Source organism: Paenibacillus sp. FSL P2-0121, assembly GCF_037975345.1.
GTDB classification, from domain to species: domain Bacteria; phylum Bacillota; class Bacilli; order Paenibacillales; family Paenibacillaceae; genus Paenibacillus_AQ; species Paenibacillus_AQ odorifer.
This window is the reverse complement of sequence record NZ_CP150245.1, coordinates 1,465,223-1,477,656: the sequence shown is the minus strand read 5'-3', so window position 1 is coordinate 1,477,656 and position 12,434 is coordinate 1,465,223. Positions and strand designations below refer to the sequence as shown.

Below are 12,434 nucleotides of genomic sequence, written 5' to 3'. Positions count from 1 at the left end.
TGTTCGTAATTTCTGTGACTACCGATTATATACATTCTCTTCAATCGGACTGCCCCGCAAGTCCAGCCCAAACTAAAGGATATGTGATAAGCGCCATCGCAGGCGCTCCTGTTAAACTAACCCGCTAGAATTGCTACGATAGCTTATTTTAGCTTTATATTATTTTTATGTACACATCTTTCATGTAACGATTAAGTCCATCTTACAACGAAAAAACAGCCAGCACGCATCGATTATGATCGGTACGCGCTGGCTGTATTGTTGTTTAGTCCTTCTTTTGAACGGATGATGGTGAACCCTCTTCAGCAAAAGTAAAGGTTCGGGCGATATATAAGATAGGTGTGCTTACTGCGGTTAGTAAGAACTTCGCTAGATAAGTCGTAAGCAAAATTTCAAGCCATACATTCCAGTCATACAAGCCCGCAAACGCAATGGTACAGAAAATAAGTGTATCCACAAAGGAGCTAATCATCGTACTACCGTTGGAACGAATCCACAGCTGACTTGAGGTGCTGTAATATTTACGAATCCAAGAGTACAACCGAACATCTAGGAACTGACTAATGAAGTAAGCAGTAAGACTACCCAAAGCTAGTCGAGGCATCAGCCCAAAAATCGTCTCCAAAGAAGACTGAGCGATATCGGTCTCCTGCGGCTTAAATACTAATACCATCTGCATAATGACAGTAGTCATAAGCAAGGTGAAGAAACCAAACCAGACCGCTTTACGTGCTTCCGCTCTTCCGTACTTCTCATTAAGTAAATCGCTGGTCATATATAAAGTGACATACATCGTATTTCCGAGTGTCATCACAATATCAAATGGCATAGCAATCGTCTTAGCTACCTGAATGTTAGCAATTACAGTAGCAATACCTACCCAGGCATACATTCCACTTTTCCCGAACAAGCGGTAACAGAGTAGAAAAAAAGCAAAATTGACAATAACAAATAAAACTCCCCACAGCAAATTAAACATATTACTGAAATTCCTCCTAGTTTTGTTTACGCGGGATGGTTACGAACCGCGGCTTACAATATTAAATTTTCGGAACAAAACATTAATACTCTATCACAATAGCGCTTAACAATCCATAAAAATAATATTTTTATATGAAATTGGTAGTTCCATTTCTTTTTTTTCGCCAATTATCTAAAATAGTCAGCAATAATTCATTTTTTTCAGAAAAAAATGCTCTATAGGACAAAACTTTCACTATTCATCCAGAGGTTAATTCTATAGAATAGTATCAAACACCTTATTCCCGATCCATTTAGTAGAAATATGACATAACTATGGAATATATCTCGGGTCGCCAATTTCCAGCAGTTGGCATGGAGTATCTAGTGAAGACCAAAAAAGAAATGACCTCACCGTCCATAAAAAAAGGAGAGAACGATATGTTTCGTATCAAGCATTCGATCAGTCGCAAATTTACGCGTTTATTATTTGTTGTTCTGTTGCTCACGTCTCTTTTGTTAAGCACCAGCTTCTATTTTATCTCTATCAGTATCTTCAACAGCTATGTTATGCCGCAGATTAACAAAATCCTTACTGCCGCTGCTCAGGACGTATATAAGAATCTCAACGTAATGCACGCCCAGCAAACCCTAAATAAGAACGATCAGTCTGCCACCAATCTCGAGTTCTATTTTCAGGAAAAGAGGAAACAACATGGAGTGGAAACCATTTTTCTGGTCAATCTGAAAGGGAAAGAAGCTGAGATTCTATCCGCAGATCACGATGCAAAATTGCAACGGGCAGAAAGTGTCACCGTATCCTCTGCAATGCAACAAGCCTCTAAAGGAAAAACTGGACTAAGCGATACATATAGCGACGCACATGGTATACATAAAACAGCTTATATCGGTATTCCCGGAAGTACGATGGTTATCGGTGTAAGCAGTGACGTAAGCTTCATTCAAGAAAAAACAGACAGTATTCTATGGACAAGTGCCGGAATCACACTTCTGACGTTGATCATCGGCCTAACTGGTGCATGGTTCATGAGTGTGCGTATAACACGTCCAATCTCAAAACTGGCAGCTTATAGTGCCCGGCTCGCAGAGGGAGATTTCACCGAAGAATTATCAGTTAAAGGAAATGACGAAGTTGCACAGTTGTCCGTAAGCTTCCAAGCGATGACCCAACGCCTGAAAGAAATGATTGGACATGTACTGGTAACCTCTAATACTGTCGTTGCGGATTCCAACTCTTTAAAAGAACGTGTTGAGGTTCTCAATGATATGGCGGAACACTCCAGCTCATCGGTAATAGAAATCGGCAAAGGTAGTACGACTATCGCTAGCAGTGCATCAGATAACTCGAGAGCAATGGAAGAAATCAATTTAGGCATTCAAAGTATTGCCTCAGCAGCGAATGAAGTCACGGAGCAAATCAGTGAGGCTTCCGCTGAAGCAAGTGGCGGTAATGAAATTGCTCAAAGCGCTGTGCTGCAAATGCGCCAGGTTGAACGTGCTTCCCTACAGTCGCTGGATCAATTACAAATCATGAATGAGCGTTCAGTAATGATCGGAGAAGTCGTTCACAGTATTACTGAAATTACGAAACAGATCCAAATGCTGTCGCTGAATGCTTCAATTGAAGCTGCACGCGCAGGAGAGCATGGACGCGGCTTTGCTGTTGTTGCGGGAGAAGTACGCAAGCTGTCTGAACAATCCCGTAACGCAAACGAACAGATCCGTGACTTCCTACTTGGGCTTCAAGAAGATATGAGTCGCTCCGTTACCGAGATGAACCACGTGAATTCTGAGGTTGCCTCTGGAGTCGGCAAAGTAGCAGAAGCAGGTGATGCCTTTAATCACCTCCTGATTCTTATCCAAAGCATCAATCACAGCATCCAATCCGTATCTGCGGCTACACAGCAAATCTCAGCAAGTACAGAAGAAGTCAGTGCTTCCGTCGAAGAAACTGCACAAATTACATCAAGATCGCAAGAAAGTGCGGACACACTCGCTGCTAACTCAGAGCGGCAGCGCGTCGAACTGGAAGGCCATGCAGAAACCGTTAAACATCTGTATGAGCAAGCCAAGAAACTCCAAGAAGCTGTGCAGCAATTTAAGATTTAACGCTTGTAAATTAAAACCCCCGTTCACACGAAAGTGTTGAACGGGGGTTTTTAGTTTGCGATGGCTCGCTTAGACTTGGGGGCATACGCTAGGCTTGCGCGAAGCTCTCGCTTAGAATCGGCGCGTCATGTGCTGCTGGCTTGCGCGATACTCTCGTTTAGACTCGGCACGCCATTTGCCGCTGGCTTGCGCGATACTCTCGTTTAGACTCGGCGCGTCATGTGCTGCTGGCTTGCGGACTCAGATGCCGCTATTACTCGAAAAACTGCCATTCGGAGACTTTTTCGGACTCGAGAGACGCTATTGCCTCATAATCAACCCAGACTCAGCCTATTTTGCTCAAATAGCGCCTCTGGTGTCCGAAAACGCTCCAAATTAACCCTTTTTTCGCAAATAAGGTCTCCTGAGTCCGGAGCCAAGTTACTCACAGCAAATTACTTAAAGTTCATCCGTGGATGCTACCTACTGCAAATTACTCAAAGTTCCTCCGTGGCACTACCAACAGCAAATTACTCAAAGTTCATCCGTGGATGCTACCTACTGCAAATTACTCAAAGTTCATCCGTCGATGCTACCAACAGCAAATTACTCAAAGTTCATCCGTCGATGCTACCTACAGCAAATTACTCAAAGTTCCTCCGTGGCGCTACCTACTACAAATTACTCAAAGTTCCTCCGTGGATGCTACCTACTGCAAATTACTCAAAGTTCCTCCGTGGATGCTACCTACTGCAAATTACTCAAAGTTCCTCCGTCGATGCTACCTACAGCAAATTACTCAAAGTTCCTCCGTGGATGCTACCTACTGCAAATTACTCAAAGTTCATCCGTCGATGCTACTTACTGCAAATTACTCAAAGTTCATCCGTCGATGCTACCTACAGCAATAGACTCGGCTACATGCGCTAGCTTGCGCGAAGCTCTCACTTAGACTCAGCACGCCATTTGCTGCTGGCTTGCGGACTCAGATGCCGCTATTACTCGAAAAACTGCCATTCGGAGACTTTTTCGGACTCGAGAGACGCTATTGCCTCATAATCAACCCAGACTCAGCCTATTTTGTTCAAATAGCGTCTCTGGTGTCCGAAAACGCTCCAAATTAACCCTTTTATCACAAATAAGGTCTCCTGAGTCCGGAGCCAAGTTACTCACTTAGTAAAAACTAGGTTACTCAGCTTTCATTCCGCTTTTATGGCTAAGCAAACCTCACTCAACCTAGTGCCGCGGTGCCCAGAGGATGACCGATACACCGATCACACAAATAACAGCTCCGACCCAGTCGTATACGTCTGGTGTCTTCTTGTCTACAAGCCATCCCCATAAGACCGCAAGTACGATAAACACCCCGCCGTAAGCCGCATACACTCTTCCGAAGGAAGGGAATTTCTGCAACGTAGGGATAATCCCATACGCTATCAGAATCAAGGACCCCACTAAACCGTACCAAAGTGGCCGTGATTCTCTCAACCATAACCATACTAAATATCCGCCACCGATCTCAGCAAGCCCAGCAATTATAAACAGCAGAATGGCAAATAACATGTCATCCCTCTTCCCTATCTATCTCATAAAAACGCAAAGGTTGCTCACAACAAATTGTACTCAAGGTTCCCCCATGGAGCTACCTACAGCAAATTACTTAATTACTCAAGATCCACCCTTAGAGCTACCTACAGCAAATTACTCAAGGTTCATCCGTAGTACCACCTACACCAAATTACTCAATATTCCCCGTGGAGCTCACATTAAATTGTGCTGGAGCAGCAATAACACTAGCAGCAGCACAACCTCCAGCAGCTCGTTCAGCGCGCCGTACACATCGCCGGTAAGCCCGCCGAGCCGGCTGCTGATCCGCCGTGCAGCCGCGGTGCCGCAGGCCAAGGCCGCGACCGGCAGCAGCAGAGCTGCCGCCAGATGCAGCGGCCACGCGGCTAAGCCAGCGCCGAGCGCCAGTGGCGCAGCGGCGGCGGCCAGCGAGAGCAGCGCGGCGACTGCCAGCGCGCGCCGCTCATGCGAGGAAGCTAGGCCGGCGAAGTTCGCGGCCAGCCCCTCGTCTCCACGGGCAATGGGATAACGCACCATTGCCCGTACCATATACCAGCGGCTCCAGACCGCTGGTACCAAGAGCAGCGGCAGCTCGTAGTAGGCGAAGCCTTCGATTAGAGCTGCCAGTAAAGATGCTTTAAACAGCAGGAGCAGCACGCAGGCGAGTACGCCCATCGCACCCACACGGCTGTCCTTCATAATCTCCAGGGCCCGCTCCCGTGGCCGATAGCTGAGCAGACCATCCGCGCTGTCCATCCAGCCATCAAGATGCAACCCGCCAGTGAGGCCTACCCACAGAATCAGAGTGAGCACAGCTGCTGGCCAAGCAGGTAAAAGCAATCCCGTCAGGGCTGCTCCAGCAGCTACACACAGCCCAATTGCTGCGCCTACCATGGGATAGAAGATTACACTCCGGCGCAGCAGTTCAGGAGAGAATCCCGGATCACCTTTTACAGGAAATCGGGATAAGAACTGAAAGGCAGCTACGGCCGCATCCCTACGCTCCCTCATAAACGATACTCCCTGCTCTTCAGCTCAATCGGAATTCCAACAGTTACTAGAAAGACCTGTTCGCAATGCCGAGCGATCAGGGCGTTCATTCGTCCCGCCAGATCACGATACAATCGGCCAAGCGCATACTCCGGAACAATCCCGTCGCCAACCTCATTAGAGACCAGAATAAGCGTGCCTTGAAAAGAACGCACACTGTCTTCAAGCCTTGTTATTTCACTCTCAACAAGCTCTTGTCTATTTTCAAAACCTTCCACAGCCAATAATGCATTGGATAACCATAAGGTTAAACAATCTACGAGCACCGCTTTTTCCCCCGATAATCGCTTTAGCAGATCTGGTAAATCATACGGTTCCTCAAGCGTCTCCCAAGCGTAACCACTTTCCATTCGTTGATGCTGATGCAGAGCAATCCGTTCCTTCATTTCGTCGTCAAAAGCCTGTCCGGTTGCTACATAGAAGGCCTGATCTGCCAGTGACTGTATCAGTTTTTCTGCAAAACCACTTTTCCCGCTACGTGCACCTCCCGTTACAAGAATGCTCATCGTTGACCAGCTCCAGAGATGCCTGCACTTTCAAAGGTTGCCATTTCGCTCAAAATGCGGCAGATCGCCTCGATTAAATGAAGGCATAATACTCCCCCTGTTCCCTCACCCAATCGCAGACCGAGGTTAAGCAGCGGTTCAAGCCCAAGCTGCTCCAGCATTAACTTGTGTCCCCGTTCTCCTGATACATGAGACGCTATCATATAAGCGATGGATTCAGGTGCAAGGGCTTTTGCCACAAGCGCTGCCGCCCCCGAAATAAAACCATCCAAAATGATAGGTGTCCGATTAGCAGCGGCACCAAGAATCAGTCCCGCCAAGCCAGCGATTTCCAGTCCGCCAACTTTAGATAACACATCCAACGGATCTGCTGAATTCGGCTGATTTACCTTTAAGGCGCGTTCCACCACTGCAATTTTATGTAGTAAACGTTCATCATCAATTCCCGTTCCTCGTCCCACAGCTACTTCAGCGGCTATTCCTTTGAGAGCACATAGAATGGCAGCACTAGCCGTAGTATTCCCAATGCCCATTTCGCCTGTTATAAAAATCTCCGTGCCGTTCTTAACCGCTTCCTGCGCGACTCTTATCCCAACAAGAAGAGCATTCATGGCATCCTCACGACTCATCGCAGGTCCCACAGCCATATTATCCGTTCCCCGGCGCACTTTACGATCAATCAGATCGACATGACTAAGATCGCCGTTTATGCCGACATCAACAAACTGTACCTCTGCCCCAGCTTGACGTGCCAATACATTCACAGCCGCTCCACCGCTGAGAAAGTTATGGGCCATCTGTAGCGTGACTTCCTGTGGAAATGCGCTAACCCCTTCGCAGCACACCCCATGATCAGCAGCCATCACAACAACTGTTCGTTTGGTGAAACTAGGCTGCTCCGTACCCGAAATTCCAGCGAGCTTAACGGCCAAAGGTTCCAATTGTCCCAAACTGCCCGGAGGTTTGGTCAGAATGTTCAGCCGATGCTCCGCCTTGAGGATGGACTGATCATCAGCCGGAATGATTTGTTTAATTACGTCTTGAATATCTGAAAGCATATAATTACGACCTCCTATTAAATGTATCCGTATAACCTATTCTATCTCATATTCGCAGAAAAGCCCCCATCTATGATAGAGGGGGACTTCTAGAATTACAACTTCACTTTCATAAAATCTTCGATTCTCTCCAGCGCCTCCGTCAATTTTTGTAAGGAAGCGGCATAGGAGCAGCGAATATAACCCTCTCCGCCTGCTCCAAACACATGACCGGGAACCGCAGCGACACCGACCTCCCTGAGCAGCTGCAAAGCGAAGTCTTCTGATTTCATTCCGGTGTGAGCGATGGAAGGAAAGGCATAAAATGCACCCGCAGGTTCATGGCAAGGTAGTCCTATGGATCGAAATCCACTAACCAGCAGCTTTCTCCGCTCATCGAAGCATTGCTTCATGTGTTCCTTATGCTGCATTCCGTTGCGCAATGATTCAATCGCAGCAATTTGACCGAGCACTGGGGCACACATCGCAGTGTATTGATGGATTTTTAGCATCGCAGCAATTAATTCTCGATCGCCACAAGCATAACCCACTCTCCAGCCAGTCATTGCAAAAGCTTTGGAGAAGCCGCTAATCACAATCGTCCTTTCCAGCATCCCGGGAAGAGAGGCGATGCTGACATGCTGACTGTCATACGTAAGCTCGGCATAAATTTCATCTGAAATGACCAGTAGGTTATTCTCTTTTACAATCTGTGCAATAGGCAGCCAATCTTCATAAGTCATTACTGCACCTGTAGGATTAGTCGGAAAATTCACCATAAGAAGCTTGGAACGCGGAGTAATCACCTTCCGTAACGCTTCAGCAGTAAGCTTAAACCCCTGCTCGGCCGATGATTCTACCTCCACCGTAACCCCCCCGTTCAAATGGGTAATCGGCGAATATGCGATATAGCTCGGAGAAGGGACGATAATCTCATCCCCAGGTGTAATGAAAGCTCGTAATGCCAAATCCACAGCCTCGCTGCTTCCCACCGTAACCATAATCTCATCGTTTGGCTCATAGCGAAGCTTGAAACTTGTGTGCAGATAAGAAGCGATCTCCTCTCTAAGCTCCAGTAAACCGGAATTTGGCGTATACATCGTTTCCCCATTATTCAAGGCACGAATACAGGCAGCTCTTACATGCTCCGGTGTAACGAAATCCGGTTCCCCTACACCCAGCGATATAATATCCTGATTCCCCGCACTTAGGTCAAAAAAAGCCCGAATCCCCGAGGGTGCAATCTCCCGCACACGTGGAGCAATCCATTCATTATGCATGGCTGTACACCTCTTCTTTTGCACTCTTTTCCGTTAGGGAAAGGGAGATGATTTCGTCCAGCAGTCCGCTGAAGGTGTAGCCTGCCGCTTGCGCGCTTTTGGGTAAAAGACTGGCCTTCGTCATGCCTGGTAACGTATTCACCTCCAGCACATAAGGAATCCCCTCTTTAAGCAGCATATCAACCCGTGCATACACGCTACATTTTAGTGCTTTGTAACAGCTCAAGGCAGCCTCGCGTACCCGCTCATGCACCTCAGCAGGCAATTCAATGACCCGTTCATCTGCTCCGCCTTCTTCATACTTAGCACTGTAATCGAACCACTCGGCATTTGCTGAGGTTATTCCCAGAATAGGCAGCAGCTCTCCGTTTAGAATAGAACAGGTGATTTCTTGGCCTTGAATGTAGCTTTCAATCAAAATCGACTGATCACAGGCAAAAGCCTTCTGCACTGCGCACAACAGCTCCTCGCTGCTGCTCACTTTTTCCATTCCGATACTCGAGCCGCCTGAACATGGCTTCACCATAACAGGATATCCGAGCCGTTCCACCGCTTCAGCCGAATAATCCTTCATGCTGTCCCAGCATAGCCAATCTGCTGTATTGACGCCTGCGCAGCGCATAAGCTTTTTGGAGAGATCTTTATCCATGCAAATGCTGCTAGACAAAACCCCGCTGCCCGTATACGGAATCCCCATCGTCTCCAGCGTTCCCTGAACCGTACCATCCTCGCCGTAAGCTCCATGAAGTGCAAGCAGTGCGATATCGATCCCCTTTGCCTGCTCAATAAGCTCTTCACGCTTGGTGATCACAATTGGAATAATTTCATATTTATTGGGGTCTAGATTCTTCAATATTTCTCTACCGCTATTCATGGATACCTCATACTCTGAGGATACCCCGCCCATAATTACGCCTACCTTCATCTCAAGCACCTCTTTATCCCATTAGTTGTCGAGCTGTTCTGCCAATAATCTCGATCCCCTTGCGGATATCCTCATCCGTCACTCTGGAGAAACCGATCCGTATCGTATTTTGACCCTTACCGTCTGTGAAGAATATATCTCCTGCTGTAAAAATAACCCCTTGCTCATGACAGGCCGCCAACAGCGTCCTTGTATTAAAGCCCTCCGCGAAGGTTACAAAAAGATGCAGGCCACCGTCCCCTGACAGCGCCGTATAAGGAATACAATCCTTGCAGCATTGCAGGGTTAATTCATACTTTCGTTTGTATTCCGCTCTGGCTTTTTTCAAATACTTCTCTAAATGACCACCCAATAAATACTGATACAAAATGGATTGATCCAGCGTCGAGGTATGAATGGTACGGGCGCGCTTGACGCTTTCGAGGGAATTGATCAACTCCTGATCCGCCAGCACCCAACCTACACGTAGTCCCGGAAATAATACCTTGGAGAAGCTGCCGAGATAAATCACGCTGTTGCCGCTGCCTGCTGCTGCGATAAGTGGAGCCACATGTGAGCCCGAATATCGTAATTCCTCGTTAAAACCATCCTCAATCACCGGGACTTGGTAGCGATTCATCAGCTTCATTAGCCGCTGTCTTTTCTCTGGAGACATTACAATTCCGGTCGGATTATGATAAGAAGGGACGAAGTATGCACAGTCAAAAGCTTGCTGTTGCAATGCTTTCTCCAGCTCCGCCAAATCAATCCCATCACGCTCCATCGAAATCCCGGTGATCTCAAAACCGTTCAGCTTCAAATTTTTGATCGCTGTATGATGCGTCGGATTCTCACAAATGACCGAACCATTTTTTTTACTCAGAGCAGACAATACAATATCGAACCCTTCAGTAAAGCCATTGGTGATCAATATATCCTTGCCTTTCATTTCAACGCCCTTGTGCTCCATATACTGCTTCAAATAGTCTATTAAAGGCTTATACCCTTTGGCATAGCCGTAATTTAGCAGAACGTTGCCTTCCACCGACATCCGATCCATAAAGGACCGCTTCACATTATCCAGATCAAAAAGACTCTCATCAGGCGCTATGCTGGTGAAGGAGATCGTCCCCTTCTCCGCTCGAATCCCGCGCTTCATGATATCCAGTTCCTCTGCCAGCACCGCGTGATCATTGAGACGTGACTTCCAGTCCATCGTCCAGGAAGAGATCGTTTCACTGCCGGGCGGCGTAGCAGCAACATAACTTCCTTGCCCTTGCACGGCATAAGCAAAGCCATCATCCTCAAGCCCTGCATAAGCAGAGATTACGGAGTTGCGGCTAACCTTAAGCAATATGCTGAGCTCTCGTGTGGAGGGCAGCTTTTGATTGCCTTGCAGACCGCCTTTTATGATTAAGTGCTTCATATAGTCTTTAATTTGTATATACACCGGCCGCCCGGCTATGAGCTTAAAATCCTTAAACATCTCTCAATCGCCCCCATGACTATCATGGCACAATCACTCGCTTAAAAAAAGAACCACAGCCATGGGATTTTAATCCGGCTGTGGTTCTATAAGAGGACAAATGCCCAAAAAATCAAGTTACAGATCTATGCTCAATCACAAGCTCCCCTTCTCCAGCAGGGATCTCAAAACCATTTAAAAACCGGGTTAAGATGTCCTCAGTAATCGGAAATGCGGCATTGGCGTCAAAACGTTCACTCCGGATAAGCAGTCTCTGACGCAATTCATCCGGCTGAACCTTTAAGTGAATCAGTTCCCACACGCCACCATAACTCTCAATGAGCTGCTTGTAATCATTCCGTCTCTGACGTTGCCAGAAGCTGAAATCGATGACAACATGATGTTTTGCCTGAAGCAGATTCACCAGCTCCCCCCGCAGCTTTATCTCCGACTCTTCCTTATAGGACTCATAATTGTCCTCTGGATAATCCACCCCGAAACGGCCGTGCGTGGCCCAAATATCTTCATCTATCGAAAGTCTGGCGAATCCCTCTTTCTCCAGCTTTTTAGCAAAGGTTGTTTTACCCGACCCCGCTACACCGCACATCATCACTACGCTGGAAGCAACACTCGTACGCTTTTGCTGAAGCAATTTTTCAATAACCAACTTTTCGCTCAGCATTATAAATGCATCTCCCTTCCAATTGATGGTATACTCATCGTTACAAAATACTTTCTCAAGGGATTGTGATAAGGATATGGTGAAATCAGTCCAGCAGACCTCCTAAAATGAAAAACGAAATAATTTTAGGAGGTCATAATAAATGATTTTTAACCCGATTGTCATTGATAACTGGAGTAGAAAACCCTATTTTGAACATTATTTAAACAATGTCAGATGCACCTACAGCATGACCGTAAATATTGATATCACCCTTCTACTGTCAGAGCTCAAGCTAAAGGGGATTAAGCTGTACCCAGCACTAATCCACATGATAACTACGGTGGTGAACCGTCATAGTGAATTCCGCACATGTTTTGATTCTGAAGGTGGATTAGGTTATTGGGATAGCTTGTCCCCTAGTTTTACAATTTTCCATGATGATGATAAGACTTTCTCAAGCATCTGGACTTCGTACGGTGAACAGTTTAATGATTTCTATAACCGTTATCTCGATGATATGAAAATGTACGGAAGCGTGAAACAATTTATCGCTAAAGCAAACGAACCGCCGAACACCTTCCCTATTTCCAGCATTCCGTGGGTCAGCTTCACAAGCTTTAACCTGAACGTGTATAACGAAGGAACCTACCTACTTCCCATCTTTACGATAGGGAAATATTTTCAGCAAGACAAAAAAATACTATTACCCATCTCGGGGCAATTCCACCATGCCGTGTGCGACGGTTACCATGCCAGCATGCTGTATAATGAATTACAATCACGTGCAGATACCTATAAGGAATGGTTACCTATTACCTAATATCTAATTAACCATGTTATTCTGCTGACAGCAAACGATAGTTCAAACATAAAGGGTTCCACCTATTAGGTTT

General features: G+C 46.6%; 11 protein-coding genes and 1 riboswitch. Of the genes, 2 read left to right on the top strand and 9 right to left on the bottom strand.

The window, feature by feature from the left end:
- Positions 1-265 precede the first annotated feature (265 nt).
- Positions 266-979 carry a queuosine precursor transporter gene (locus MKY54_RS06540; protein ID WP_076128125.1) on the bottom strand — a complete coding sequence of 238 codons (714 nt, stop codon included), beginning with the start codon at positions 977-979 and terminating at the stop codon, positions 266-268.
- Between the two features lie 10 nt (positions 980-989).
- A riboswitch (PreQ1 riboswitch) is annotated at positions 990-1,035 on the bottom strand.
- Positions 1,036-1,296: 261 nt separating this feature from the next.
- On the opposite strand from MKY54_RS06540, the gene MKY54_RS06535 reads away from it, so the two are divergent.
- Entirely contained in the window at positions 1,297-3,090 is a 1,794-nt protein-coding gene (locus MKY54_RS06535; protein ID WP_256716050.1) for a methyl-accepting chemotaxis protein, read from the top strand.
- Between the two features lie 1,215 nt (positions 3,091-4,305).
- Here the strand turns inward: MKY54_RS06535 and MKY54_RS06530 are convergent.
- The 8 genes from MKY54_RS06530 to MKY54_RS06495 form a co-directional block, all read right to left on the bottom strand.
- Positions 4,306-4,632 (bottom strand): YnfA family protein, encoded by a 327-nt coding sequence (locus MKY54_RS06530; RefSeq protein WP_076128128.1) that lies wholly within the window; start codon positions 4,630-4,632, stop codon positions 4,306-4,308.
- A gap of 198 nt (positions 4,633-4,830) precedes the next feature.
- A complete protein-coding gene (gene cobS / locus MKY54_RS06525) occupies positions 4,831-5,646 on the bottom strand; it encodes an adenosylcobinamide-GDP ribazoletransferase (protein WP_076128130.1) in 816 nt (271 codons plus the stop codon).
- Positions 5,643-6,191 carry a bifunctional adenosylcobinamide kinase/adenosylcobinamide-phosphate guanylyltransferase gene (gene cobU, locus MKY54_RS06520; protein WP_076128132.1) on the bottom strand — a complete coding sequence of 183 codons (549 nt, stop codon included), beginning with the start codon at positions 6,189-6,191 and terminating at the stop codon, positions 5,643-5,645. Before cobU ends, cobS begins: the two co-directional genes overlap by 4 nt.
- A complete protein-coding gene (gene cobT / locus MKY54_RS06515; RefSeq protein WP_076128134.1) occupies positions 6,188-7,249 on the bottom strand; it encodes a nicotinate-nucleotide--dimethylbenzimidazole phosphoribosyltransferase in 1,062 nt (353 codons plus the stop codon). Before cobT ends, cobU begins: the two co-directional genes overlap by 4 nt.
- A 95-nt stretch (positions 7,250-7,344) precedes the next feature.
- Entirely contained in the window at positions 7,345-8,508 is a 1,164-nt protein-coding gene (locus MKY54_RS06510; protein WP_076128136.1) for an aminotransferase class I/II-fold pyridoxal phosphate-dependent enzyme, read from the bottom strand.
- On the bottom strand, positions 8,501-9,433 hold the full coding sequence (locus tag MKY54_RS06505) for a D-alanine--D-alanine ligase (protein ID WP_076128138.1): 933 nt from the start codon (positions 9,431-9,433) through the stop codon (positions 8,501-8,503). Before MKY54_RS06505 ends, MKY54_RS06510 begins: the two co-directional genes overlap by 8 nt.
- Before the next feature lie 13 nt (positions 9,434-9,446).
- Complete coding sequence (locus MKY54_RS06500; RefSeq protein ID WP_076128140.1) at positions 9,447-10,898, bottom strand: PLP-dependent aminotransferase family protein; 1,452 nt, start codon at positions 10,896-10,898, stop codon at positions 9,447-9,449.
- Between the two features lie 112 nt (positions 10,899-11,010).
- Positions 11,011-11,559: an ATP-binding protein gene (locus MKY54_RS06495; RefSeq protein ID WP_076128141.1), complete on the bottom strand. Its 549-nt coding sequence runs from the start codon at positions 11,557-11,559 to the stop codon at positions 11,011-11,013.
- Between the two features lie 142 nt (positions 11,560-11,701).
- Between MKY54_RS06495 and catA the strand changes: the two genes are divergently transcribed.
- Positions 11,702-12,361, top strand: a complete 660-nt coding sequence (gene catA / locus MKY54_RS06490; RefSeq protein ID WP_076128143.1) for a type A chloramphenicol O-acetyltransferase — start codon at positions 11,702-11,704, stop codon at positions 12,359-12,361.
- Positions 12,362-12,434: the final 73 nt, after the last annotated feature.

Excerpts from the sequence above, each read along its gene's own strand:
- MKY54_RS06540 (WP_076128125.1), bottom strand. The coding sequence starts at position 979 with ATGTTTAATTTGCTGTGGGGAGTTTTATTTGTTATTGTCAATTTTGCT.
- MKY54_RS06535 (WP_256716050.1), top strand. The coding sequence starts at position 1,297 with ATGGAATATATCTCGGGTCGCCAATTTCCAGCAGTTGGCATGGAGTAT.
- MKY54_RS06530 (WP_076128128.1), bottom strand. The coding sequence starts at position 4,632 with ATGTTATTTGCCATTCTGCTGTTTATAATTGCTGGGCTTGCTGAGATC.
- cobS (WP_076128130.1), bottom strand. The coding sequence starts at position 5,646 with ATGAGGGAGCGTAGGGATGCGGCCGTAGCTGCCTTTCAGTTCTTATCC.
- cobU (WP_076128132.1), bottom strand. The coding sequence starts at position 6,191 with ATGAGCATTCTTGTAACGGGAGGTGCACGTAGCGGGAAAAGTGGTTTT.
- cobT (WP_076128134.1), bottom strand. The coding sequence starts at position 7,249 with ATGCTTTCAGATATTCAAGACGTAATTAAACAAATCATTCCGGCTGAT.
- MKY54_RS06510 (WP_076128136.1), bottom strand. The coding sequence starts at position 8,508 with ATGCATAATGAATGGATTGCTCCACGTGTGCGGGAGATTGCACCCTCG.
- MKY54_RS06505 (WP_076128138.1), bottom strand. The coding sequence starts at position 9,433 with ATGAAGGTAGGCGTAATTATGGGCGGGGTATCCTCAGAGTATGAGGTA.
- MKY54_RS06500 (WP_076128140.1), bottom strand. The coding sequence starts at position 10,898 with ATGTTTAAGGATTTTAAGCTCATAGCCGGGCGGCCGGTGTATATACAA.
- MKY54_RS06495 (WP_076128141.1), bottom strand. The coding sequence starts at position 11,559 with ATGCTGAGCGAAAAGTTGGTTATTGAAAAATTGCTTCAGCAAAAGCGT.
- catA (WP_076128143.1), top strand. The coding sequence starts at position 11,702 with ATGATTTTTAACCCGATTGTCATTGATAACTGGAGTAGAAAACCCTAT.